The 21,403-nt window shown below is 67.8% G+C and carries 29 protein-coding genes; 4 read left to right on the top strand and 25 right to left on the bottom strand.

The window, feature by feature from the left end; genetic code table 11:
• Positions 1-28 precede the first annotated feature (28 nt).
• Genes E6O51_RS17115 through lexA form a run of 3 tightly spaced genes read right to left on the bottom strand, consistent with a single transcriptional unit; the run spans position 29 to position 2,766 of the window.
• Entirely contained in the window at positions 29-1,465 is a 1,437-nt protein-coding gene (locus tag E6O51_RS17115) for a Y-family DNA polymerase (RefSeq protein ID WP_136386228.1), read from the bottom strand.
• Positions 1,401-2,120, bottom strand: coding sequence for a translesion DNA synthesis-associated protein ImuA (gene imuA / locus E6O51_RS17110; RefSeq protein WP_136386227.1), 720 nt, complete (start codon positions 2,118-2,120; stop codon positions 1,401-1,403). The genes E6O51_RS17115 and imuA overlap by 65 nt, the downstream gene beginning before the upstream one ends.
• A 34-nt stretch (positions 2,121-2,154) precedes the next feature.
• Positions 2,155-2,766, bottom strand: coding sequence for a transcriptional repressor LexA (gene lexA / locus E6O51_RS17105; protein ID WP_136386226.1), 612 nt, complete (start codon positions 2,764-2,766; stop codon positions 2,155-2,157).
• A gap of 302 nt (positions 2,767-3,068) precedes the next feature.
• On the opposite strand from lexA, the gene E6O51_RS17100 reads away from it, so the two are divergent.
• The 3 genes from E6O51_RS17100 to E6O51_RS17090 are packed head-to-tail and all read left to right on the top strand — an operon-like array spanning position 3,069 to position 6,097.
• A complete protein-coding gene (locus E6O51_RS17100; RefSeq protein ID WP_230976827.1) occupies positions 3,069-3,545 on the top strand; it encodes a peroxiredoxin in 477 nt (158 codons plus the stop codon).
• Positions 3,515-4,000, top strand: a complete 486-nt coding sequence (locus tag E6O51_RS17095; RefSeq protein ID WP_136386225.1) for an FKBP-type peptidyl-prolyl cis-trans isomerase — start codon at positions 3,515-3,517, stop codon at positions 3,998-4,000. Before E6O51_RS17100 ends, E6O51_RS17095 begins: the two co-directional genes overlap by 31 nt.
• Positions 4,001-4,054: 54 nt before the next feature.
• Positions 4,055-6,097: an ABC transporter ATP-binding protein gene (locus E6O51_RS17090; RefSeq protein WP_136386224.1), complete on the top strand. Its 2,043-nt coding sequence runs from the start codon at positions 4,055-4,057 to the stop codon at positions 6,095-6,097.
• 61 nt (positions 6,098-6,158) lie between these two features.
• Here E6O51_RS17090 and E6O51_RS17085 read toward each other — a convergent pair whose 3' ends face one another.
• Complete coding sequence (locus E6O51_RS17085; protein WP_136386223.1) at positions 6,159-7,397, bottom strand: transglycosylase SLT domain-containing protein; 1,239 nt, start codon at positions 7,395-7,397, stop codon at positions 6,159-6,161.
• Positions 7,398-7,555: 158 nt separating this feature from the next.
• On the opposite strand from E6O51_RS17085, the gene E6O51_RS17080 reads away from it, so the two are divergent.
• Positions 7,556-8,527 (top strand): diguanylate cyclase, encoded by a 972-nt coding sequence (locus tag E6O51_RS17080; RefSeq protein ID WP_136386222.1) that lies wholly within the window; start codon positions 7,556-7,558, stop codon positions 8,525-8,527.
• A gap of 27 nt (positions 8,528-8,554) precedes the next feature.
• On the opposite strand, the gene gloB is transcribed toward E6O51_RS17080, so the two are convergent.
• From gloB to E6O51_RS16985, 21 genes are all read right to left on the bottom strand, one after another.
• Positions 8,555-9,316, bottom strand: a complete 762-nt coding sequence (gene gloB / locus E6O51_RS17075) for a hydroxyacylglutathione hydrolase (RefSeq protein ID WP_136386221.1) — start codon at positions 9,314-9,316, stop codon at positions 8,555-8,557.
• 26 nt (positions 9,317-9,342) lie between these two features.
• Positions 9,343-10,323: a tyrosine-type recombinase/integrase gene (locus E6O51_RS17070; protein ID WP_136386220.1), complete on the bottom strand. Its 981-nt coding sequence runs from the start codon at positions 10,321-10,323 to the stop codon at positions 9,343-9,345.
• Positions 10,274-10,465 carry a DUF4224 domain-containing protein gene (locus E6O51_RS22510; RefSeq protein WP_168735311.1) on the bottom strand — a complete coding sequence of 64 codons (192 nt, stop codon included), beginning with the start codon at positions 10,463-10,465 and terminating at the stop codon, positions 10,274-10,276. Before E6O51_RS22510 ends, E6O51_RS17070 begins: the two co-directional genes overlap by 50 nt.
• Before the next feature lie 386 nt (positions 10,466-10,851).
• Positions 10,852-11,088 carry a hypothetical protein gene (locus E6O51_RS17060; protein WP_136386218.1) on the bottom strand — a complete coding sequence of 79 codons (237 nt, stop codon included), beginning with the start codon at positions 11,086-11,088 and terminating at the stop codon, positions 10,852-10,854.
• A 39-nt stretch (positions 11,089-11,127) separates the two neighbouring features.
• Positions 11,128-11,379, bottom strand: coding sequence for a hypothetical protein (locus tag E6O51_RS17055; RefSeq protein WP_136386217.1), 252 nt, complete (start codon positions 11,377-11,379; stop codon positions 11,128-11,130).
• A gap of 83 nt (positions 11,380-11,462) precedes the next feature.
• Entirely contained in the window at positions 11,463-12,104 is a 642-nt protein-coding gene (locus E6O51_RS17050; protein ID WP_136386216.1) for a hypothetical protein, read from the bottom strand.
• Complete coding sequence (locus E6O51_RS17045) at positions 12,101-12,289, bottom strand: hypothetical protein (RefSeq protein ID WP_136386215.1); 189 nt, start codon at positions 12,287-12,289, stop codon at positions 12,101-12,103. The genes E6O51_RS17050 and E6O51_RS17045 overlap by 4 nt, the downstream gene beginning before the upstream one ends.
• Positions 12,286-12,495: a hypothetical protein gene (locus E6O51_RS17040; protein WP_136386214.1), complete on the bottom strand. Its 210-nt coding sequence runs from the start codon at positions 12,493-12,495 to the stop codon at positions 12,286-12,288. Before E6O51_RS17040 ends, E6O51_RS17045 begins: the two co-directional genes overlap by 4 nt.
• Before the next feature lie 57 nt (positions 12,496-12,552).
• Positions 12,553-12,948, bottom strand: coding sequence for a hypothetical protein (locus E6O51_RS17035; protein ID WP_136386213.1), 396 nt, complete (start codon positions 12,946-12,948; stop codon positions 12,553-12,555).
• The gene (locus E6O51_RS21920) at positions 12,945-13,118 is read right to left on the bottom strand and encodes a hypothetical protein (protein ID WP_168735310.1); all 174 of its coding nucleotides are present in this window, start codon (positions 13,116-13,118) and stop codon (positions 12,945-12,947) included. Before E6O51_RS21920 ends, E6O51_RS17035 begins: the two co-directional genes overlap by 4 nt.
• Entirely contained in the window at positions 13,115-15,040 is a 1,926-nt protein-coding gene (locus tag E6O51_RS17030) for a DNA cytosine methyltransferase (protein ID WP_136386212.1), read from the bottom strand. Before E6O51_RS17030 ends, E6O51_RS21920 begins: the two co-directional genes overlap by 4 nt.
• Positions 15,037-15,495 carry a hypothetical protein gene (locus tag E6O51_RS17025; protein WP_136386211.1) on the bottom strand — a complete coding sequence of 153 codons (459 nt, stop codon included), beginning with the start codon at positions 15,493-15,495 and terminating at the stop codon, positions 15,037-15,039. The genes E6O51_RS17030 and E6O51_RS17025 overlap by 4 nt, the downstream gene beginning before the upstream one ends.
• The gene (locus E6O51_RS17020; protein ID WP_136386210.1) at positions 15,492-16,037 is read right to left on the bottom strand and encodes a metal-dependent phosphohydrolase; all 546 of its coding nucleotides are present in this window, start codon (positions 16,035-16,037) and stop codon (positions 15,492-15,494) included. The genes E6O51_RS17025 and E6O51_RS17020 overlap by 4 nt, the downstream gene beginning before the upstream one ends.
• Positions 16,034-16,639: a 3'-5' exonuclease gene (locus tag E6O51_RS17015; RefSeq protein ID WP_136386209.1), complete on the bottom strand. Its 606-nt coding sequence runs from the start codon at positions 16,637-16,639 to the stop codon at positions 16,034-16,036. The genes E6O51_RS17020 and E6O51_RS17015 overlap by 4 nt, the downstream gene beginning before the upstream one ends.
• A 2-nt stretch (positions 16,640-16,641) precedes the next feature.
• Entirely contained in the window at positions 16,642-16,908 is a 267-nt protein-coding gene (locus E6O51_RS17010) for a Lar family restriction alleviation protein (RefSeq protein WP_136386208.1), read from the bottom strand.
• Positions 16,905-18,713 (bottom strand): ATP-binding protein, encoded by a 1,809-nt coding sequence (locus E6O51_RS17005; protein WP_136386207.1) that lies wholly within the window; start codon positions 18,711-18,713, stop codon positions 16,905-16,907. The genes E6O51_RS17010 and E6O51_RS17005 overlap by 4 nt, the downstream gene beginning before the upstream one ends.
• Entirely contained in the window at positions 18,710-19,150 is a 441-nt protein-coding gene (locus E6O51_RS17000) for a hypothetical protein (RefSeq protein WP_211091446.1), read from the bottom strand. Before E6O51_RS17000 ends, E6O51_RS17005 begins: the two co-directional genes overlap by 4 nt.
• 29 nt (positions 19,151-19,179) lie before the next feature.
• Positions 19,180-20,286 (bottom strand): RNA-directed DNA polymerase, encoded by a 1,107-nt coding sequence (locus E6O51_RS16995; protein ID WP_136386206.1) that lies wholly within the window; start codon positions 20,284-20,286, stop codon positions 19,180-19,182.
• Positions 20,287-20,397: 111 nt separating this feature from the next.
• Positions 20,398-20,532, bottom strand: coding sequence for a hypothetical protein (locus tag E6O51_RS22405; protein ID WP_269140107.1), 135 nt, complete (start codon positions 20,530-20,532; stop codon positions 20,398-20,400).
• Entirely contained in the window at positions 20,519-20,914 is a 396-nt protein-coding gene (locus E6O51_RS16990) for a four helix bundle protein (RefSeq protein WP_136386205.1), read from the bottom strand. Before E6O51_RS16990 ends, E6O51_RS22405 begins: the two co-directional genes overlap by 14 nt.
• Positions 20,915-20,942: 28 nt before the next feature.
• The gene (locus tag E6O51_RS16985) at positions 20,943-21,368 is read right to left on the bottom strand and encodes a DUF1566 domain-containing protein (RefSeq protein WP_136386204.1); all 426 of its coding nucleotides are present in this window, start codon (positions 21,366-21,368) and stop codon (positions 20,943-20,945) included.
• Positions 21,369-21,403: the final 35 nt, after the last annotated feature.

Below are 21,403 nucleotides of genomic sequence, written 5' to 3'. Positions count from 1 at the left end.
CGTCGGAAAGCGCCCAGTTTACCGGTTCTCAGCCGAAGTAGCCGTGCACGTACCATTCGCCGGGCGCATCGAGGGGGTGGAACACCCAGCACAGGGCAGCGGCCTCGTCCGCGGCCACGTAGTAGTCGCGCCGCACGTCCCCCCCGTTTATCTCGTCCCACCAGCCGGATTCGATGCGTTCCGGTCCGGCCAGCAGGGTCAGCTGGGCACGGCCGCCCAGGGCTTTCGGCTCGGGCAACAGCCACAGCGGGCGCGGCCCCGCGGTGGTGGTGGCGACGGGCTGACGGGCGCCGGGAGGAAGCGGGCGCCAGGCCCGTTCCGGGCGATGGTCGGGGTAGGGGCGCAGGCCGGTGACCGCGTCCGCGCCGAGCCGGGCGCGCAGGCGGTCGAGCAGCAGGCCGGCGTTTTCGCGCGCGCTGTCCGGGTCGCCGAAGAGGTCGTCCGATCTCGGTGCCAGGGCCACCGGCAAACCGCTTTCCAGGTGCAGGGCCTCGACCGGGGCCGGCAGGGGCAGGGCGGCGAGCCGTTCCCGGGCCAGCAGGCCCAGACGCGCCTCGTCCCGCGACGGGGCGCCGGTGACCAGTTCCAGCACGGTGGCGGGGCCGGATTCATGTTCCAGGTGCAGGTGGCAATGGTCCACCGCCGCCTGGCGGGCGACCAGCCAGGCGGCCAGGCCGGCGAACAGCCGGCGTGCGGCGAAGAGCAGCGGTTCCACGTTGTCGGTGGGCACGGCCATGGCGACGCGGGCGGTATAGCGCGCGGGCGGCACGAACCAGTTGCGCAGGTCGGGCGCCTCGCCACGGGCGCGGGCCAGCACGGCGCTGACCGCGCCGGCCTGGCGGCGGGCGAGCCCCGCGCGCGGGAGGCGCTGCACGTCCCCCAGCGAACGGACGCCGATGCCGAGCAGCAGATCGAGGCTGTCCAGGCCCACCCCGGCGTCCACCAGCACGCCGAGGGGCAGCCCGGCCAGGCGGTCCTGCCAGCCGGTGCGGGGGCGCAGCAGTTCCCCTGGCCGGCAGGCGGCCAGCCAGCGCGCGGCCAGTGGCGTGGGCGCGGCGGCGAGGGCGGCGTGCAGGCCGAGGGCAGCCAGCCCGTCCACCAGCATCCGGGCCAGGGCGGGCAGGCCGCCGAACAGGCGCAGGCTGGCGGAGATTTCCAGCACTAGCCCACCCGGCGGATCGAGGCTGACATGGGGGGTGAAGTGTCCGGCCCAGGCGGCCAGCTCTTCCAGCGTGGCGGCCTCCAGCGCCGGGACGCGCGGGCGCAGCAACAGGTCGGGGGCGACGGCCAGCGCCGCGGCCACGCTGTCGCCCGCGTTCACCCCCAGCGCACGGGCGGCCGGGCTGGCCGCCACGATGCGCTGGCGGGGGTGGGATTCCACCACCGCCAGCAGACCGGCTTCAGGTGCGCCGCGGGTGAAGACCTGCAAGGGCAAGTCGGGCAGGAGCAGGGCGAGCCAGAGCATGATCGTCGAGTCGTGAAGGGGCCGCGGCGCCGGGGCGCTGCGGCAGAGCCAGTTCCACCGGGGCTGCGGCGGCCGGGCCGCGGCGCTTGAGGATATGGACTGTGAGCCCGCCCGGCCGGCCACTCAGCAGCAGGCGCAGCGCCGCGGCCGAGGGCTGGCGGGCTGCTTCCGGCGGGCGGAACAGGAAGAGAGGGGTGGCGGAATCTTCCGCGGCCAGTTGCAGGCGGCGCAGGCCGGCGCCGTCGATGCGGGCGGGCCAGGCCAGCACGGCGCTGCAGGCGCCCGAGGCGGCGGCCTGGCGTGTGGCCCACAGGGTTTCGGCGGCGTTCGTGGTGCGTACCAGCAGCAGGCGCTCCAGGGGCAGTCCGGCGCTGGTGAGCGCGGGTGCGTAGGGCAGGAAGGGCGGGGCGATCCAGGCCAGCCAGTGGTCGGCCGGGGTGCGGCGCAGCAGGGGCAGCAGCAGGGCGAGTTCGCCCACGCCTGGACGATCGGCGAAGAGTTCGATCAGCGCGCCGCGGGGCCAGCCGCCGCCGGGCAGTTGCGCATCCAGTTCGGCGAAGCCGGTGGGCAGCCCGGCCGCGGCGCTGCCGGCCAGGCGGTCGGCCTGCCACACCAGGCAGGGCGGCAGGGCGGCAAGGGCGAGGGGGCTTCCCATGATGATGTCGGGGCCGGCATCGGCGTGCTGCCGTTCAGTGGCCGTCCTGGCGGATCAGGCCGACCATGATGCCTTCGATGTCCAGCGGCTCGGCACGGGTGTCCACGACGATGGGCTCGAAGTCCGGGTTGGCCGGCAGCAGTTCCACCACCGGGCCGCTGCGGCGGAAGGTCTTCACCGTGACGTCGTCGTGCACGCGGGCGACCACGATCTGGCCGTTGCGCACCTCGCTCTGGCGATGCACGGCGATCAGGTCGCCGTCCAGGATGCCGGCATCGCGCATGCTCATGCCGCGCACGCGCAGCAGGTAGTCGGCGCGCGGCGAGAACAGCGTGGGGTCGAGCTGCAGGCGGCTTTCCACGTGTTCGCTGGCGAGGATGGGGCTGCCCGCGGCCACGCGCCCGACCAGGGGCAGGCCCGGCCCTTCGGCCAGGCGGATGCCGCGCGCACGGCCTTCCTCCAGCAGGATCGCGCCCTTGGCGGCCAGCGCGCGCAGGTGGCTTTCGGCCGCGTTGGGCGAGCGGAAGCCGAAGGCGGCGCACAGTTCCAGCCGGGTGGGCGGGCGGCCTTCGGCTTCCACTGTCTGGCGGATGAAATCGAGGATCTCGGCCTGGCGGGCGGTCAGGGATTCGCTGCGGGGAGGCATGGCGGGTCCGGTGCGGGGATTGTTGTGCTGTAAGTTTAAACAGTCTCTCGACAGGCGTCGAGAGCTGCACCGATGATGCACCGCGTCTTGAGCCAGCCGGCGATCTGGGCTATTGCTTCAGGCAGACGCCAGCGTGGCCCGCGCGCCACGGGTGCCGATTCACGGGAAAGGGGAGAACTGCCATGCTGTTGCGGGAAGATCGTCCGTCGTCGTTCGTTTCCGGTAGAGTTCGCACCGGCTCTCGGATAAAATCCGCCGCACGTCAGGGAGGCCCCATGCTGCAATGCGGAGACTTGGCACCGGTGTTTGCGCTGCCGGATGCGGATATGGAGACTTTCGACCTTGCCGCCGAGCGCGGCAGGCATCATGTGGTGCTCTATTTTTACCCCCGCGACAACACGCCGGGCTGCACGCTGCAGGCCGCCGACTTCAGCGACCATGAAGCGGAGTTCGCCAGCCACGACTGCATCGTGGTCGGCGTCAGTCCCGACGATTGCCTCACCCACGCCGAGTTCCGGGATCAGCACGGTCTGTCGGTGCGCCTGCTCTCCGACCCCGATACGGAGGTCTGCAGGCTGTACCGTGTGTGGCAGCCAAAGGAAGTCGACGGTGTGAAGAAGATGGGCGTGCTGCGGTCGACCTTCATCATCGACAAGCAGGGCATCGTCCGCCACGCCCTCCACGACGTCACGCCCCGCGGCCATGCTGCCGCGGTTTACGAATTGGTCAAGGAACTGGAAGCAGACAAATGCAAACCGAAATCGTCAAGAACAGCGTAGTCACCCTCAATTACACCGTGCGCGACCCGGACGGCAACCTGATCGACGACGGCGCTCATCCGCTGGTGTATCTGCACGGCGGCTACGACGGCATCTTCCCGGTGCTGGAAGAACTGCTGCAAGGCAAGCAGGTGGGCGAGCGCTTCGAAGTGAAGCTGCAGCCCGAAGACGCCTTCGGCGACTACGACGAGGAACTGGTGCTGATCGAGGACGCCAAGCTCTTTCCCGAGAATATCGAGGTGGGCATGTCCTTCGAACGCGTCACCGACGACGGCGATGAAGAGATCATCTACCGCATCACCGACATCGCCGACGGCAAGGTGGTAGTGGATGGTAACCATCCCCTGGCCGGCACCGCGCTGGTCTTCGACGTGACCGTGGCCGAGGTGCGCGCGGCCAGCGCCGAGGAGATCACCCACGGCCACGTGCATGGCGCGGGCGGCCACCATCACTGAGCTTCACCGGGGCCGCGCAAGCGGCCCTTTTCACATCCGCAGTTCCATCCGCCGATGATCGGCTACACCCGCTCCGTTGCCGACTCCGACCCTGCGGCGCCGCTGCTGGCGGTGAGCGGCCTGCGCGTGGCCATCGGCGGCGCCGCTGCGCCGGTTCGGCCCGTGGCCGGCATCGACCTCAGCCTGCGGGCGGGAGAAACCTTCGCTCTGCTCGGCGAGTCCGGCTGCGGCAAGTCCATGACGGCGCTCGCCATCGCCCGCCTGCTGCCCGACGGCGGGCGCATCGAAGGCGGCAGCCTGCGCCTGGCGGGCGAGGACCTGCTCGCCTTCAGCGAGGCGCGCATGCGCACGGTGCGCGGCGGGCGCATCGGCATGGTGTTCCAGGAACCGGGCACTAGCCTCAACCCGGTGATGACCGTCTACACGCAGATCGCCGAGGTGCTCGCGCGCCACCGCGGCCTGCGCGGCGCGGCGGCCCGCGCCGAGGCGCGCAGGCTGCTGGAGGCGGTGGGCATCCCGGACGCGGAACGGCGCCTGGACGACTACCCCTTCCAGTTTTCCGGCGGCATGAAGCAGCGGGTGATGATCGCCATGGCGCTGGCGGGCGAACCCGAATTGCTGATCGCCGACGAACCCACCACCGCACTGGACGTCACCATCCAGGCCCAGGTGCTGGATCTCCTCGCCCGCCTGCAGCGGGAGCGCGGCATGGCCCTGCTGCTGATCACCCACGACCTGGGCGTGGTGGCGCGCATGGCCGACCGGGTGGGGGTGATGTACGCCGGTGAACTGATCGAGACGGGCGAGCGCGCGGCCTTCTTCGCCTCCCCGCTGCATCCGTATTCCCGCAAGCTCTTCGCCGCCCTGCCGGACGGCGCCCAGCGCGGCCGTCCGCTGGATGCTCTGGCCGGCAGCGTGCCGGCGCTGGATGCGGCCTTTGCCGGCTGCCGCTTCGCGTCGCGCTGCCCGCAGGTCTTCGAACGCTGTCGGCACGAGGCGCCGGACTGGCGGCAGCGCGGCGGGCAGGCGGTGCGCTGCCATCTCTACGACGATGCCGAAAACCTGCCCGCTGCGGCAGGGGGGGCCGCAGCGGCGCTGGCCGCGCCGCGCACGCACAGCGATGCGCCGCTGCTGGAAGTGCAGGGACTGCAGGTGCATTTCCCGGTGCGCAAGGGGTTGCTGCGGCGTACCGTGGGGCAGGTGCGCGCCGTCGATGGCGTCGGCCTCGCCCTGCGTGCCGGGCGCACGCTGGCGCTGGTGGGCGAATCGGGCTGCGGCAAGACCACCGTGGGCAAGGCCGTCCTGCAGTTGATCGCGGCCAGCGGCGGCACGGTCCGCTTCGATGGCCGCGAGGTCGCGGGACAGGACGCCGCCGCGCTGCGGCCGCTGCGCCGCGCGGTGCAGATGGTGTTCCAGGACCCGTTCGCCTCCCTCAATCCGCGCATGACCATCGGCGAGATCATCGAGGAAGGCATGGTGGCGCTCGGCGTGGGCGGCAATGCCGGGGAGCGGGCGCGGCGCGTGGATGCGCTGCTGGAGCGCATCGGCCTGTCGGCCGCGATGCGCCACCGCTATCCGCACGAATTCTCCGGCGGCCAGCGCCAGCGCATCGCCATCGCCCGCGCGCTCGCGGTGGAGCCGCGGGTGATCGTGTGCGACGAGCCGACCAGCGCGCTGGACGTGTCGGTGCAGGCCCAGTTGCTCAACCTGATGCGCGAACTGCAGCACGAGTTGGGCCTGGCCTATCTGTTCATCACCCACAACCTGGCGGTGGTGGAATACCTGGCCCACGACGTGGCGGTGATGTACCTGGGGCGCATCGTGGAGCAGGGGCCGGCCGAGCGTGTGCTGGCCGCGCCGGCCCATCCCTATACCCGCATGCTGATGGCCGCCGTGCCGCGCATCGAAACGCCGCAGGCCGTGGGTGGCGCGCCGCCGCCCGCGGGCGAGCTGCCGTCGCCGCTGGCGCCGCCCGCGGGCTGCCACTTCCATCCGCGCTGCCCGAAGGCCGACGAGCGCTGCCGGCGCGAGTATCCGCCGGCCACCGCGCTGGCGGGCGGCCACGAGGTGCGTTGCCACTGGCCGGAAATACACTGAGCCGGAAACGGCCGGTGCGTTCAGGGAAGGCGCGGGACATTCCAGGCGGCGGCTGCGCCGCTTACTTCACGGCGCGCACCTTGAGCGGAATCATGCCGCTCACCGCCAGCGCGCCGCGCGGATCGCCGCCCTTGGGCACCAGCAACGCGTAGCCGGTCGCGGTCCGGCTGCGGGCGGTGAGGCCGTTGAGCTGGCGCAACTGGGCCAGCGTCAGGCGATGGCGCTTGGCGACCGTGGCCAGGGTCTCGCCCCGCTTGAGGCGGTAGGTGCCCCACAGGGGGCCGGCATCGGCCAGCGTGCGCAGGCGCTCTTCGAACTCGTCGGCGCGCTCGGCCGGCACCACCAGGCTGTGTCCGCTGCGGGTGATGGCCGGGCGGTTGAAAGCGGGATTGAGGGCCAGGAATTCGCCGATCGGCATCTCGGCCAGCCGCGCGGCCGTGGCCAGGTCCACGCCCACCGGCGACTCCACGGTGACGAAATGGGGCCGGTTGGCCACGTAGGGCAGTTCGAAGCCGAACTGCTCCGGGTTCATCACGATGTTCTTCAGCGCCTGCAGCTTGGGTACGTAGTTGCGCGTTTCGCTCGGCATGCGCAAGTGGACGTACTCGGTGGGCAGGCCGGCGTCCTCGTTGCGCTGCAGCGCCCGGCTCACGGCGCCTTCGCCCCAGTTGTAGGCGGCGAGCGCCAGATGCCAGTCGCCGTGCAGTTCGTAGATGTACTGCAGGTATTCGAGCGCTGCTTCGGTGGAGGCGATCACGTCGCGCCGCTCGTCGATCCACTTGTCCTGGGTGAGCTTGTAGTGGCGGCCGGTGGAGGGGATGAACTGCCACAGGCCCGAGGCCTTGGCGCGGGAATAGGCGAGCGGGTTGTAGTTGCTCTCCACCATGGGCAGCAGCGCCAGTTCGGTGGGCAGGCCGCGGGCTTCGAGCTCGTTGACGATGTGGTACAGGTAGCGCCCGCCGCGCGCGAAGACCTGCTGCAGGAAACCCGGGCGTTCGAGGTAGTGGCGCTGGTATTTCTCCACCAGCCCGCCATCCAGGTCGGGCATCGCGAAGCCGCGCCGGATGCGGTCCCACACGTCGTTGGCGGGGCGGGTCAGATCCAGCGTGATGACCCGCAGTTGCGGCCCGAGGACGGCGGGCAGGATGTCGGCGTGATCGGCGAAGGATGCGGCCGGCGCCGGCGACAGCAGTGCGATCGGCGCGTCCACCCGCGGCGGCTCAGCCTCGACGGGCTGCGCGAATGCCGAACGGCACAGACACAGCGCCAGGCAGCAGGTCAGGGCGGTGCGTGTCGCCATGGGTGCCGATGCAAAGTGTGAAAAACTTCACAAGTCTATCGACCGGGATGGCGATACGTCAAACTTGAGGGCGAGATTCCTTCCGATCCCCATGCCTGCATGGGTTGCTCCTGCTACGATTACGCCATTCGTCAGATGGCGCCACGTTTGCCGTTTTCATGAAAGCCCTGGTCATCGAGGACACGCTTACCAGCGCGACACTGGTCTGCCACCAGCTTCGCAAGATGGGGCTCGAGGCCGTGCACGCACGCAATGGCGAAGCGGGCATCGAGGCGTTCAAGAGCGAGCGCCCCGACCTGGTCCTGCTCGACGTCATCATGCCGGGCATGGACGGCTTCGAGGTGGCGCGCCGCATCCGCCAACTGGAGAAGGACGGCATGTGGACGCCCATCATCTTCCTTACCGCCCGCACCGGCGACGAGGACCTGGAGCGCGGCATCGAGGTCGGCGGCGACGATTACCTGATCAAGCCCGTTTCCGAAATCGTGCTCAAGGCCAAGGTGCGGGCGATGCAGCGCATCGCGCAGATGCGCTATTCGCTGCTGGTGCTCACGCGCAAGCTCGACGAAGCCAACCGGGAGCTGACCCGTTTGTCCTCCGCAGACGGATTGACCGGCATCGCCAACCGCCGGCGCTTCGACGAGACCCTGCTCAAGGAGTGGCGGCGCTGCGCGCGCGAGCGCCAGCCCCTCGCGCTGCTGCTGATCGACGTGGATTTCTTCAAGCCCTTCAACGACAACTACGGCCACCAGGTCGGCGACGAATGCCTGAAGGCGGTGGCGCGCACGCTGGCGGACTCGGTGCACCGCTCCTCGGACCTGGCCGCACGCTACGGTGGCGAGGAATTCGTGGTGATCCTGCCGGGCACCCATGAAACGGGCGCGGGGATCGTGGCCGAAGCCATGCGCCAGGCGGTGCAGGAGCTGGGGATCACCCACCGCTTCTCGGCGGCGGCGCCGGTGGTGACCATCAGCATCGGCCTGGCCTGCACCGTGCCGCAAGCCGGCGACGAAGACGGACACGCCCGCCTGCTCAAGCAGGCCGACGAGGCGCTCTACCGGGCCAAGAGCACCGGGCGCAACCGCGTCGCCATCGCGCCGCCCCAGGGCGAAGCCGAAAACGTCTGCTGAGGCCGCCGCCCGTCCGGCGGGCAGCGTTCAGAACGTGTCCTTCCACCGCCGCAGGGCGGCGAAGCACGCTTCCGGCCCCGCGGGTGTCTGCCCCGAATGGCGGGCCACGGCGTCGATCACGCCGGGTTCGCGAACCCGCAGGAAAGGATTGACGCGCCGTTCCAGGCCGATCGTGGAAGGCAACGTGGGCAGGCCATGGGCGCGCCGTGCCGCGCACGCGGCCGCGTACTCGTCCCGCGCCGGATTGTGCGGTTCGGCCGCGTGTGCGAAGGCGAGGTTGGCCAGCGTGTATTCGTGCGCGCAATACAGCGCGGTATCCTCCGGCAGCGCCGCCAGGCGTTCGAGGGAGGCGAACAACTGCGCTGCCGTGCCGCCCAGCAACCGACCGCAGCCGGCGGAGAACAGTGTGTCGCCCGGAAAGATCAGGCCCGGCGCGCGGTAAGCGACGTGGCCGGCGGTATGCCCCGGCACGTCGAGCACCGTGAAGCGCAGCGGGAACCCGGGCAGCGCCACCTCGTCGCCTTCCTTCACCGGGTGGTCGACCCCGGCGATGGACTCGCCGGCGGGCCCGAACACCGGTACGCGGTGGCGCCCCAGCAGTTCGCCGACGCCGCCCACGTGGTCGGCGTGATGGTGGGTCAGCAGCACGGCCCGCAGCGCAAGCCCCTGTTCCGCAAGGTGGTTTTCCACCACCTCGGCGTCGCCCGGATCGACCACCGCGGCGTCGTGCCCGGTGCGCAACAACCAGATGTAGTTATCGCGAAAGGCGGGAAGGGGGATAATGTCCATCTCTTTTCCTCAGTAATGGTGCGGCTTCAGCGCTCATTATTTTGGACACGTCTAAAACTCGGCCCATCCGCCTGCGCAACCTTCCTGTCCCGCAGGTAGCGCTCGGTCATCCTGCGGTCTGTGTGTCCGAGTAGCTTCTGCGGGTCTGCGCCTTGGTTGTCGGCTTCGGTGCCGGACATGGCTCGCAGATCGTGGATGACGACATCGTGCACGCCGGCTTGTTTCCTGGCGATGTTGTACGCCTTCCACACGCCGTTGTAGGACGGCGGCCGGCCCTTACTGCCCTTGAGTAGATACATTCCTGCCACGGCACCATGCAGCGCCTTCGCGCGATCCACTGCGGCACGAAGGTCTGCATTCCAGCGCACCAGCACGCGGGCTCCGGTTTTTTGCTGCTCGACGTAGATGCCTTCTTCGCGCAGGTCGGCGCGGGCGATCTTGAGCACGTCGCCGATGCGCTGCCCGGTGAGATAGCACAGGTCAAGGATGACCGCGAGGCGTGCCGGGGCGCGGGCCTTGATGGCTTCCAGTTCGTGCATTTCAACGCGCCGGGTGCGCTTTCCGGGGCGGACCGTCTTGATGCCGCTGCATGGGTTGAACTCGACGATGCGCTCTTCCAGCGCCATGTCGAAGACCATCCGTAGCACGGAGATTACGCCGTTGCACTTCGACGGGCTGCAGGCCAAGTGCCGGCGCAGTTGCACCACGTCGGCCTGCGTGATCTGCTGCGGGGAGAACTCTTCAAACGCGGACTGCAGGTATCGCGCATAGGTCCGGTACTTGCGGACGGTTGCCGGCGCGCGGCCCGCCAGGATGGCCGGCAACATGCGCTCGATCAGGGCCACCATGCCGCCTGACCGCTGGCACTGCAGGCGGGCGTATTCGCGCAGCGCGGCTTCCAGGCCAGTGCCGATCCGCGTCCATTTCCCGTGTTTGACGTAGTAGTAGGCGCCGTGCTTAAGGTAGACGCAGGCGGGGAGCTGACGATCTTTCTTTCGGGGGCGCATGGATGTCGGCCTCAAAGACAACCGGAGTGCCGTCCGGGCGTTGGCGGTAGGGGATTTTGAGGAAGTCGAGCATACGCCGCTGTGCGCTTGGCCGCACGCGCCGCGTGATCTCGATGATCTGGTCGTCGGACAGGATGTGCATGGGCGCCCTCATGAAAACGAAAAACCGCAGCTCGTGGCTGCGGTCTGGTGGGGTGCTGCCTTGATAGGCGGCAGGTGACGGATATCAGGTGTTGTGCGGCTCAGTCATCATCCGTGCACCGCTGCATCCCATGCCGGCAGTTCCTTGTGCAGTCAGCATGTCCCGGTCCGCCAGTGGCGCCGTAGTCGTACTCACCTGTTTTCAGGTCCACGTACACCGGTTGGCTGCAGCCGCCCCAGCCCAGCGGGCAGGCTCGGCCTCCCTCGCTTTGCCACAGTCTCGCGCCACAGCTCACGGCATCCTCGCCGGCAAGTTGCACAGCAGCGGTTATCAGGTCGTCCAGCATCAGCGCACGCACAACACGCCGGTCAACGGCGACGTTCGTTTCACTCACGCGCGTTACCTCCGGCGTTGGGCGGCAGTTTTCGACGTGCTGGACGAAGAACGCCTGGGCAATACTCCATACCGGCGAAAATATGCAACGGGTCAATCTGCCAAGTCTCGCAATCTTCCTGCAGGAACTCGTCGTCGTGATCAATTCTGTCGGCGCGTGTCAGCAGCCGATATTGCCGCCCAACAGTTACGTCAACCGGACCTTGCGCCGGCGGCGGTTCGTTGCTCATTTTCAGTCCTTTCCCGGCGCAAGGCCGGTTACGCTGGCGTTAGCCCGCATAGCCTTGCGCCACCATGAACGCCTTGGCGGACTTCTCGGTGATCGCGTCTTCGTTGGCCTTGTAGTGGTCGGCAAGCTTCCGAGCCAACTCCGCGTCATCCATGCCGAGTGCGGCGGCGATCCCCTGCAGCACCTGGCTCGCGCCCGACCGAGAGAGTTTCGTTCCACCTTCCCCATATCCGGCCAACCCGCGCAAGAAATCGGCAGCGTAGGTGTAGGGGTAGCGAGTGTCGTTTTCCATCTTTTTCTCCGTAGTTGTCTCTGGCATAACATTTCAGTCAACCGGACAGCCCGCCTGCGGCGGGCTTCCGGTTACTTCCAACGTTATGCCTCATGGCCCAGCGCTATCGCAGCCACGGCAGTCGCGTGCCGTAGGTATGTGCTGTGCCGGATTTCTTCCAGCGCGGCTTTCAGCTTCGTGTTCTCCAGCCTCGCCTTGTCTCGTTCGTCGGCAAATTTCTTCGCGCGGCCTGCAGCCGCTTCCGCAGCGCGAAGCCGTCTGATCAGATCGAGCACGACGACGGGGTTGGCGGCGGCGATGAATGCCATGTCGGGCGATCCAGATTCGCCCATGCCGTCAGGCGCGAGGGCGATTCCCTGTCCGCCGTCCTTGGCCTCATCAAGCACGACCGCATCGAAGTATTGAGGATGTGGGGCTCCGTAGTGCGGCCCGCACGCAATCCATGGGCCGGGAGTCGCATCCAGTGCCAGCCGCTCCAGGTCCAGCAATTCACGGTCGATCATTGGCCCACCGAGATGTGGCGCCACAGCCGGCACGGGCGTCGCGGCACCCAGGTACAGCGGCGTCCATGCGCCAGAGTGCTTGCGGACATCCTCGATGCGGTCATTGTGGATCGGGCCTTCGTAGCCGCCGTCGCTGCACAGGCGCACCCAGAACATGGGGACGTAGTTGCCTGACTGAAGCGTAGGGGCGAACTCGACGGCCTGGATTTCGTCGTCGGTCATCGCGAATCGTCCTCTTCATCAGCCAGATGCAGGCGTTTGGCGACATCGGGGTGATAGCCAAGCTGGACCAGAAACCCGCGCATGACGTCGACGATGTCGTCGATGTCGGCCTGGCCCGAGACCGTCACGGTAACAATGCGACCGTTGTCGAATTCGCGCGAAAGGGTATGGGTGGCGGCGGTCATTCTTGGCGCTCCTGCAGTGCGATTTGCGCCGCGGCGATGGGCGTGATGGTGGTCATGATGTTCCTGGTGTTGGGGTTGTGCCGGCCTTCGGCACATTGAACGCGCAGCCCGATGAACTGGGCATGGCCGGCTGTGCGCGTACAGGTGGAGTCGGCGCGGGGTTTCAGCTCCAACCCGCGCCCGCGCCGACCGGCGAGCCCCGGCATGTGCCAGACTGCAGGCCGATGGCCTGCGGGGCGAGCAACCGGAAGTTATGCCGCGGGCTATGTCTTGATGGGCGACCAGAGGCAGCCTTCGCCGCGCCCGGTCGACTTCGCGCGGCCGGCGATGCGCAGCAGTTGCAGCAAGTCGCCGACGCGCTCGGGCGGAATGCCGGTGCGCTCCGATACCTCGCAGCGGCGCAGCGGGTATTCCGCAGCGTCCAGGGCAGTCATGATGGAGTCCTTCTGCGCCGCCACCGTGGGGCGGGCCTTCGGCGTTTTGATCGCCTGGGCCGCTACAGCATCGTCCGGCACGTCGAGCAGATGCGCGCGCACCTTTGCGCGCTTCGGCCGTGCAAGTGGCGGCACCAGCCCGAAGAGCAGCGCGAAGTCATGCGGCACGGCAGCCGGATCGGCAGGCGCCGAGTTCGCCGCCTGCAGTTGAGTGAGGATGCTCATCGTGCGGCCTCCTGTTGATTTTTCTTTTCCGGCATCTGCGCCGCGTTGACGTATTGCGGCAGCAACACCGCCAGTGCCGCGGCGAGCACGGCATCCTGGTCTTCGGTGAGGCTGCATCCGGCGGCGGTCATCAGGTCGTTGATGGCGCGCATCAGTTCGGTGCGGGTCATATCGATTCTCCTTGCGCGACGCTGAGCGCAACCGCCACCGGCCGCACCCAGATTGGTGCACTGGACAGAACGAAGGTCTCCCCGCTCCAGGCGAGAAGCAGCGTGGTGCCCATGACGTTGCCGATGGCCTCGGCGGCGTCAGGCGGTACTGCGTTGCCGATGCGCTCACGCCACGCGCTATCGCTCTCGCCGTCCAGGCGGAGGATGCCGACGGCTTCGGCGATCAAGGCGGAATCGCGCGCCTCGATCGCGCGCTGCGTGATCGGGTCGGACGACCAGATTTCATCTGGGTCGATCAGCGACTGCAGCGCGGCGAGGTCCAGCGTGGTGAATGGTCGGTGCCACGTCCCATCGATGGCACGGATCACCGCTACCAGCTTGTCGGCCGGCGCTGGCATGCAGAACTTGCCAACTTGCACCGAATCGCAAACTCGCGGGTCGGCCACCGACCACCGGCCGTTGTCGTGGCACGCTGCGGCAGAGACTGCGCCAGAGGTATCGCCCCAGCCGACGACGCCGTAGTGTCCACCCGTCAGGTAGTGGTCGCCGGATTGCGGGATGCCGTTCGGGCGTGGATCTGCGACGGCGTAGGCTCCTTGTCCGGTGGTGCTGCCGGAAATCACGGTGCCAGCGGCGTCACTCCAATCCGTGACAGCGTATTTGCCAAAGCCCTCTCGATGGTTCCGCGGATCGGCCACGCACTGGCCGGTGCCGTGCGCGCCGGTCACCGCGCCGGCCTCACGTTCCCACGGCACGATGCGGAACTCGTTGTTGTGCTTGGACGGACCGGTGTGGCGCGGGTCCGCCACGCTGTAGGCACCCTGCAGCGGCCCCTGCTGTCCAGCCACGGTGCCGGTTGGTTCGTTCCAGTCGCGCACACCCAGGGCCTGTCCGTCGTTCCACCTGGCTGACTGGTCGAAACGCGGGTCGGCGACTGAGAATGCACCGTTCGTCGGTCCGCTGTGGCCCTGAACCGTACCGCTGTGGTCGCTCCACCTTCCCACGCCCAGATAGCCAGCGTGGTACCCGGGGACGATCAGATAGTCCTTCAGGTGGCCATTCTCCACCGCCAGCCGGTTCAGCGAACGCCAGTCCCTGCCGGCTTCCACGAACGCGAGCCGCACCCACGTCTTCCACTGCAGGCGAGGTACGCGGTGCATGGGACCGCCGGCTGGGTCGCCAGGCAGTGGCAGGCGGCCCAGCACGGTGCCGACAGCCTGCAGGCGCTTCTGCGGCGGTTCGTAGAGGAACGGTGGCACCTTTTCGAGATGCCTGGCGACGCCAAAGAAGCGCCTACGGCTCTGGGCCAAGGCGCCGATCTCGCCGCAATCGTGCGTCGTTTCGGCCCATGCATAGCCGTAGGCGCGGAACAGGTCGGCGATCCGGTCAAGCAGGTGACGACCCCTGGTCATGATCCGCGGCACGTTTTCGAAGATCACCAGTTCCGGCGGGTTGTCGGAGAATGCCTCAAGCATCATCCATACGCCACGCTCGGTAAGCCGATTGAGCGCCACGTATTTGGCCGTCTTGCTCTTGCCCTCGGACAAGAGGCCGGAAAACCCTTTGCACGGTGCGCTCAGGAAGACGATGTGCGGATATTCGCCGCCGGCTGCAGCGCGGATGTCCGCCGGTCCGGCCTCGCGCCAGCCGGCGGGCGGCTCCACGCCGTGGAAGTCCATGAACTGGCTGCGGTCGAACAGATCCAGCACGGTGCCCCGGGCGCCGGTGAGGCGCTCGAAGTCGCGGATTGCCGGCGCGTCGACGTCGATGCCGCCGATGCAGCGGAACTTGCCTACCATGTTGCCCACCCGGGGCGAAGCCTTGTTGAAGCCCTTGGCGCCGCCGCCGAGTCCGCAGAACAGGTGGAAGTGGCGGATTTCACGCACGTCGGACGGGGCGGTGGTGAAGGAATTCCGGTTCATGCTTGCTTCTCACGATACACCGCGTCCCGACGGGCCGTTCCGACATGGACGAGCGCATACACGTCGCTGCGGCCGGCCCCGCGCGCGGCGGACTTCGCACGCTTGACGGCGGTCTCCGGCTTGGTGACGATCTCGGGCACATCGACACGAACGAGCATCCGCCGATGGTCTGCTCGGTGATGAGGCCGGCGATGCGAAGCGTGGCCGAACAACTCCACGATGGCGTACTGGCGGAATTCCTTGGCGCTGGTGGTCATGGTCGTTCCTCTGAACTCGGCCCCGTTCGCCCACTCGGCGCGGCGGGCGCATTCGGGGCAGGGCTGTTGAAGGGCGGCGATCTTGCGTTCGGCCTCTTCGAGGCGTTCGGCCATCTCTCGCAGGATCAGGGAGTGGGTGGCGGGCATGCGGCCGCGGGCTGATTCGCGGGCGATGCGGTCGGCAAGAGGCTCGGTCATGCTGCGCAGCCTGCGGGCGCCAGTTCGAAGAAGCGGTCGAGGAACCGCTTCCTTGCTTCGTCTGGACTCCACGGAACGATGGTTTCAGGCAGTGGACGCACTTCTTGGATCAGCGCCCATTCGTCATCGTGAGGCGCCATCAGGTCGCGTTGCTCAGTCGCAAGCATGATGATGTCGGCCTCTTTGACAGACAGAGGAATGGCCTCGATACCGAAGCGCACCAGAACTGCTTTTTCCACTCGCCGCTCGATCTCCTTGAAGTCCGGGAGAAGTTGCTTGAGCGGTCTCGTTACGTCGCCGATGAATGCCTCTGCCGCGTCGTGCAGAAGACCGGCCATGGCATCGGACAGCGGCACAATGCGCGACACCATCACGCTGTGTTGAGCGACCGAGTAGAAGAACCGGGTATGGCCGGCGAATCGGCAGACGTGCGAAAGCGCGTGTGCCACATCCTGGATGCCGAAGGTGCTGTTCTGGGGCTGAATGAAGTCGAAGTAGTTGCCCGAGACCGTGAGGATGTCGGGGCGGATACTGTGTCTCATGCTGCTTCCCTCCCGTCCTTGATCGCGAAATACACATCCCGGCAGGCCTGCACGTCGGCCATCGCGCTGTGCGCGTTCTCCAGCTCGCGGCCGGTGAAGTGCCGGTAGGCTTCGCCCAGGTTCGGGGTCTTGTAGTGGAAGCGCTTGGCCGCCTTCATCTTCTCGGTCGGCGGCAGGGCGCAGATCGGCGTCGCCAGGCGGGCGGTGCATTCGGCTGCGCCTTCCTTCCATGCATCGAGTTCGCCGCAGTCGAAGCGGTGCTGGGCGATGCGGATGATCCTGGCGTCGAAGCTCTCGTTGTGCCCGATGCGCAGGCCGGCGCATCCCCACAGGTCCAGGAAGAGCCCGAGCGCGATGCTCTCGGACACGCCGACGGCGGTTGCGCGCTCGGTCGTGATGCCGTGCACCGCGGCAACCTCGTCGGGGATCGTCCAGCCGGCGGGACGCACGATCACGTCCATGCTGGCGATGGTCTCGCGCGACTCTGGATCGACCAGCAGGGCGGCGAGTTGCACGATGTGCGGCTGGTCGGGGTGCTCGGACGGTTCGCTGAAAAGCGGGAGGCCGGATGTCTCGCTGTCGTAGAAGAGGATGTGGTTCATGGTCATTCCTTCGTGTCGGTATCGCGGAGCGGACTGTTTTGCAGTCCGTTCCGGCGCAAGTAGTCCAGTGCCTTCTGCGCAAGAATCGTGTCGCCACTGGGTTTGTTGAGCGAGTGGGCGAGTCGGCGAACGAGCGTCGCCAAGTCGTCCAGCCTCGGATCGGCCGGCGCGTTGCGCTTGTTCAATGCGCGCTTGTTGATGAATCCACGCATCGTGTCGAGTTCTGGCGCTCCGCCACAGAACGGGCACGGCTTGAGGTCGTCGCTCATGCCGCCTCCCGGGCTTTCTCGTTGGTAGCGATGAGGTTGCCGCGCTCTATCCAGCGGCTGGCGATGTGCGCCGGCAGAGCACCGGCCGGCGGGGCGCTCTTGAGCGTCGCCAGCACCAGCGCCGTGTCGATCTGGCCGGCCTCGGCCACGTCGGAGAGCCAGTACAGCGCGTCCTCGCGGCCGGTGGCGTCGAGCACGTCGAGCCGATCCAGCACCACGAAGCGCAGGCCGGACAGCGCGGCGATGGCGACGGCGAGCAGGGCGTCGGCGCGCCAGCGCTCGGACTCGGACAGCAGACCGTAGGCGCGGCCGGCGGCGGTGATTGACATGTCGGCGCCGATCAGCACCGGCGCCCACTGCGCCAGCGCGGCGTGCTCGGCCAGCAGCTTGTTCAGCGGGGCCAGCGCCTCGGCGATCATCTCGGCCTGGATGCCGTCGGGCGACAGGGCGTCGGCGATGGCTGACCACTGCTGCACGTCGACATGGTGGCGGGTGGCCTGCTCGATCTGCTGTGCGCGGCGTGCTGCGGCGCCGGCTGCCTCGCGGTAGCGGCGGGCGTCGGCTTGCCAGTTGTTGCGGCGCTCGGTCAGTTCGGCGATGCGGGCCTCGATGGCATCGAGCACCGGTGCGGTGGCCGCGTTGTCCTGCTGGGCCTTTTCCAGTTCGGCCAGTTCGATGGCTGCCGCCTCGGCCGTGGCCAGGTCGCGGCGGGCGTTCGCGGCGCCGGATTTGGCGGTTTGCAGGCCGCGGCGGATTTCATCGGCGCGGGCGGGGTCGGCCGGCGCCGGCGCAGCCGGCTTGCCGTGCTGGGCGGTGTAGGCGTCCAGCGTGGAGCCTGCCGTCTTGAGCACTGCGCGCTGGTCGGCGTCCATCTCGCCGAATGGGATGGTCAGCGACAGGGAGCGGTCGAGCGCGTAGGCAAGCTCATGGATGAGCCCGCTCTTGCCGTCGGACTCTGCAAGCCGCGCGCGGCAATTCTCGTCGTTCTCCTCCGCCGTTTTCAGCCGGCCCTTGATGCGCTCGACCATGCTGGCCTGCTCACGCAGGCGTTCGATGCGGGTAGCGGCCTCTCGCCGGGTTGCCGCATCCTGCCGGGCAGCGCCGAGTTCCTGCTGTGCCTGGGCAAGTTCGGCTTCGACGGCTTTGGCCTGCAGCTCGGCGTTCTCGGCCTTCTTGTCTGCGCCGGCCGGCGCGTCGATGGCTGGCAGTGCCCAGCCGTCGGCCTTTTTGTCGCCGTAGGCTTCGCCGGTGATGGCCTTCCAGGAGCCGCGCGCCTGGCTCGCCATTTCCTTCGCGTGCTTCTCGCCAGCGCCGAAGCCGGCGCGCAGGATCGGCAGCACAGCAGCGATCTTCTGCTCGGCGAGGCCTCGGCGCGTCATGCGCTCGCCGATGGCCTTGTGGCTGGTCTCGATGCCCAGCAGGCCGAACAGCATCGCGCGGCGCTCGGTGTCGGTCAGGCGGGCGAAGCGGGCCGGATCGAGCACGAAGGGCAGGGCCGCGTGCGGCTCGTTGCCGGCGGCGCTGTCGGTGATCTTGCCGGCCTTCGAGATGGCGACCTCGTAGTCGCGCTCGTCGGTCTGGATGAACACCCGGGCAGCTGCCGCACCTTCGCTGATGAGCGCAGCGGCTTCGCCCCTCTTGCTCACGCGGCACAGGTCGGCGGTCAGGGCCAGGCTGATGGCGTCCCGCAGGCTGCTCTTGCCCGCGCCGTTGGCCCCCGCCAGCAAGGTCACGGGTTGCGCGAGCGGCAGGTCGACGGTACGCGCGCCGAGGAAGTTATGGATTGCGATGTGGTGGAGTTTCATTCCGCACCTTCCTCGGCGCCTTCGGCCTCCTGCTGCTCGTGCCACGCCTTCCAGCCCTTCACCCCGTCCATGCCTGCGGTGTGATCCGCTGCGGCGGCCACGATGACCAGTACGGCCTTGCCCTGAGCCTCGTACAGTTCGTGCAGGCTAGGCGCGGCCGGGCTGAACTTCAGCGTCGCTTTTACGCCGTCCTTGATGACGATCTGCTCCAGGTCGCCGACGACGGTTGCACGACCCTGGGCGGCGAGCACGTGCACCGCCATGCCCACGTTGTGTTCCACGCGGGCTCGCAGGCGGTCGATGATGTCGTTCTGCTTGGCCTCGGACAGCTTCTGCCAGGGTTCGGGCAGCAGCTTGATCTCGGTGACAAGCGCCGAGAGCAGATCCTTGCCGATGGATTGCGCCGTCATGGCGCGAAAGTCCTTGGGTGCGTTCATGGTCAAATTCCTGAAGTAGTGGTTGGCGGTCATGTCTCGGCTGCGGCCGAGCGTCGGAAAGCCCTTGTCGCGTCCCAATCCACGCAATGCCCGCGCTTGCGGGCGGCGTGCGCGATGCGCGCCCGGTCGTGGTGGCCGTCGGTGTGGCGCAGCAGGCCCAGGTAGCTGTTGATGGTTTCCAGGGTCTGGGCTGCCGGCTGATGCTCGATCCGCGACAGAGCGGTGCGAACCGTCCGGCGCCTGGCTTGGCGCCGCCACGGCTTGATGACGTGCCCCGCGAAATCCACCCCGCGTGCAACGGGCTGGATGACGGTCTTGTGCGGATTGAGGGTCAGGCGCAGGCCCGGCAGGAAGGCGTTGATGCCGGCCAGCGCCTCGTTGAGCCACTGCGCGGATTCGTGCAGCAGCACCATGTCGTCGACGTACCGCACGTAGTGTTTGGCGCGGATGACGTGCTTCACGTGCTGGTCCATGGCGTCCAGCAGCACGTTGGCGAAGAACTGGCTGCTCAGATTGCCGATGGGCAGCCCGCAGTATGGGCCTGCGTTGGTGAGGCGCTTGTGCGCCGGCACGGCTGCCAGTGCCCGTGGCTCGCCGCGGACCTCATAGTTCTCGCGCGGGTCGTGGAACAGGATCAGCTTCGCCAAGCCGCGCCACCACGGTTCCGGTATTCGCCGCGCCAGCATCGGCCACAACACCCGCTTGTCGATGCTCACGAAGAAGTTGGCGAGGTCGGCTTTCAGGTAGAAGGCCTGCCGTGACCAGTTCTGCGTCTGGCTGCGAATCTTCGCCTCCAGGCGCTGCGCGGCGTATAGCGTGCCGCGGCCTGGGATGCACGCGCACGAGTCGGCCACGAACCTGGCGATGAAGCGCGGGGCGATGTGGTTGTAGAGCAAGTGATGCACGATCCTGTCCCTGAACATCGCGGCCCACACCTCGCGCGGTTTCGGCCTGCTGATCGCGAAGCAGATGGACTTTCCGGGCCGGTACGACCCGTCCATCAACTCCTCGTGCAGCGCCATCAAGTTGTGCTCCAGGTTCTGCTCGAACCGGAGCGCGCTGGCGGTGTTGCGTTTGTGCCGGCGGCAGTCGAAATACGCCTGCGCCAGCAATTCGAGCGAATAGCCAGCATCCATAGAAACACCCGGTGAGATTTGCGGAAGGGGCGGACGCGGAACTCGTTGTTCCGGTTGTTGTTGTTCACGTTGCCGTTCTCGAAATCCACAGCCCACGGAGATTCGAGCTATTCACGTCAGCTCGCCGAGGCGCGCGGCTTCAGCGGGCAAACTGCGCGGGATCGCTGCGGCGGTGCCGTCGATATCCCTGATGCGCTTGGCGGTGGGCTCGTGGCCCAGCGGCTCGACCAGATCATCTATGCGCATTGGCCCGTCCGCCTTGACGAGCGGGCGACAAGCGCGATTCGGTGTGTTTCTGCCATCCGGTCGCCTGCTTGGCGATGCTCTCCGTGATGGCGATGGCTCTTGCGTACTGGCCGGCGGAGATGAGGCGCAGATCCTTCGCAAGTCGCAGTGAGAGATTCACCGCCTCGACCTCGTGACGCATGCGGCGCAGCACAGCGGGCCGCTCGTCGGCTTCTGCGGTGTTGGCCTCGTAGGTGCGCATCACCAGCCCCATGCAGCGGCGCCGCAACTCCGCACCGAAGTCGGCCTTGTAGTTCCTCGGCATGTTCGCGACGAGTTGCGTCACGAGTTGGCACAGCGAGTACGTGGCGCGGTAAATCTCGGTGTCGGTGTGCAAAGCCATGGCGATAGCGGGCTACGCCCGCGAAGGGTTAAATGGATGAAGCGATGATGCTGCGGAAGGGGCGGACGCGGAACTCGTTGAGCCGGTAGTGGCAGTCCACGTCGCCGTGCTCGAAAACCACAGCCCACGCGTAGTATTCCCCGTAGGGTTTCGACGTGATCTGCACGCTCTCGATGCCCTTGCTCGGGAACAGGTGCGGCACGTTGATGTAGGCCAGCATCACGTCCTTCGGATCACCGTGGAACCAGTCGTTGTGGCCGTTGATCGCGCCCTTCGCGGCGATGCGCTCGGCCGCATTGTTGTGGCTCGCCGGGATGTCGAATTCCGGGCCGCCCGGGATGATCCGGTGGTGAATATCGCCGTCGATCAGGCGGCTGCCGATGAAAATCCCACCCTGTTCGGGCCACGGCTGGCCGATGACAGGCGGGGTGGTGCTGGTGGTGGTTTCGCTCATGGTGTGCTCCTTGGTTGAAAGGGTCGAATGGGTCA

The organism is Pseudothauera rhizosphaerae, from assembly GCF_004801305.1.
GTDB classification, from domain to species: domain Bacteria; phylum Pseudomonadota; class Gammaproteobacteria; order Burkholderiales; family Rhodocyclaceae; genus Pseudothauera; species Pseudothauera rhizosphaerae.
The sequence above is the reverse complement of the archived record's forward strand: the minus strand, read 5'-3'. Positions and strand labels throughout refer to the sequence as shown.

Coding starts and splice junctions, on each gene's coding strand:
- E6O51_RS22405 (WP_269140107.1), bottom strand. CDS start 20,532: ATGCGCATAGATGATCTGGTCGAGCCGCTGGGCCACGAGCCCACCGCC.
- E6O51_RS16985 (WP_136386204.1), bottom strand. CDS start 21,368: ATGAGCGAAACCACCACCAGCACCACCCCGCCTGTCATCGGCCAGCCG.
- E6O51_RS17045 (WP_136386215.1), bottom strand. CDS start 12,289: ATGACCGCCGCCACCCATACCCTTTCGCGCGAATTCGACAACGGTCGC.
- E6O51_RS17015 (WP_136386209.1), bottom strand. CDS start 16,639: ATGAACCACATCCTCTTCTACGACAGCGAGACATCCGGCCTCCCGCTT.
- E6O51_RS17020 (WP_136386210.1), bottom strand. CDS start 16,037: ATGAGACACAGTATCCGCCCCGACATCCTCACGGTCTCGGGCAACTAC.
- E6O51_RS17040 (WP_136386214.1), bottom strand. CDS start 12,495: ATGCCGGGGCTCGCCGGTCGGCGCGGGCGCGGGTTGGAGCTGAAACCC.
- E6O51_RS17085 (WP_136386223.1), bottom strand. CDS start 7,397: ATGGCGACACGCACCGCCCTGACCTGCTGCCTGGCGCTGTGTCTGTGC.
- lexA (WP_136386226.1), bottom strand. CDS start 2,766: ATGCCTCCCCGCAGCGAATCCCTGACCGCCCGCCAGGCCGAGATCCTC.
- E6O51_RS17090 (WP_136386224.1), top strand. CDS start 4,055: ATGATCGGCTACACCCGCTCCGTTGCCGACTCCGACCCTGCGGCGCCG.
- E6O51_RS17095 (WP_136386225.1), top strand. CDS start 3,515: ATGCAAACCGAAATCGTCAAGAACAGCGTAGTCACCCTCAATTACACC.
- E6O51_RS17070 (WP_136386220.1), bottom strand. CDS start 10,323: ATGCGCCCCCGAAAGAAAGATCGTCAGCTCCCCGCCTGCGTCTACCTT.
- E6O51_RS21920 (WP_168735310.1), bottom strand. CDS start 13,118: ATGACCCGCACCGAACTGATGCGCGCCATCAACGACCTGATGACCGCC.
- E6O51_RS17115 (WP_136386228.1), bottom strand. CDS start 1,465: ATGCTCTGGCTCGCCCTGCTCCTGCCCGACTTGCCCTTGCAGGTCTTC.
- E6O51_RS17080 (WP_136386222.1), top strand. CDS start 7,556: ATGAAAGCCCTGGTCATCGAGGACACGCTTACCAGCGCGACACTGGTC.
- E6O51_RS17000 (WP_211091446.1), bottom strand. CDS start 19,150: ATGAACGCACCCAAGGACTTTCGCGCCATGACGGCGCAATCCATCGGC.
- E6O51_RS17050 (WP_136386216.1), bottom strand. CDS start 12,104: ATGACCGACGACGAAATCCAGGCCGTCGAGTTCGCCCCTACGCTTCAG.
- E6O51_RS22510 (WP_168735311.1), bottom strand. CDS start 10,465: ATGCACATCCTGTCCGACGACCAGATCATCGAGATCACGCGGCGCGTG.
- E6O51_RS17025 (WP_136386211.1), bottom strand. CDS start 15,495: ATGACCGAGCCTCTTGCCGACCGCATCGCCCGCGAATCAGCCCGCGGC.
- imuA (WP_136386227.1), bottom strand. CDS start 2,120: ATGGGAAGCCCCCTCGCCCTTGCCGCCCTGCCGCCCTGCCTGGTGTGG.
- E6O51_RS17035 (WP_136386213.1), bottom strand. CDS start 12,948: ATGAGCATCCTCACTCAACTGCAGGCGGCGAACTCGGCGCCTGCCGAT.
- E6O51_RS17005 (WP_136386207.1), bottom strand. CDS start 18,713: ATGAAACTCCACCACATCGCAATCCATAACTTCCTCGGCGCGCGTACC.
- E6O51_RS17055 (WP_136386217.1), bottom strand. CDS start 11,379: ATGGAAAACGACACTCGCTACCCCTACACCTACGCTGCCGATTTCTTG.
- E6O51_RS17060 (WP_136386218.1), bottom strand. CDS start 11,088: ATGAGCAACGAACCGCCGCCGGCGCAAGGTCCGGTTGACGTAACTGTT.
- gloB (WP_136386221.1), bottom strand. CDS start 9,316: ATGGACATTATCCCCCTTCCCGCCTTTCGCGATAACTACATCTGGTTG.
- E6O51_RS17030 (WP_136386212.1), bottom strand. CDS start 15,040: ATGAACCGGAATTCCTTCACCACCGCCCCGTCCGACGTGCGTGAAATC.
- E6O51_RS16990 (WP_136386205.1), bottom strand. CDS start 20,914: ATGGCTTTGCACACCGACACCGAGATTTACCGCGCCACGTACTCGCTG.
- E6O51_RS16995 (WP_136386206.1), bottom strand. CDS start 20,286: ATGGATGCTGGCTATTCGCTCGAATTGCTGGCGCAGGCGTATTTCGAC.
- E6O51_RS17010 (WP_136386208.1), bottom strand. CDS start 16,908: ATGAGCGACGACCTCAAGCCGTGCCCGTTCTGTGGCGGAGCGCCAGAA.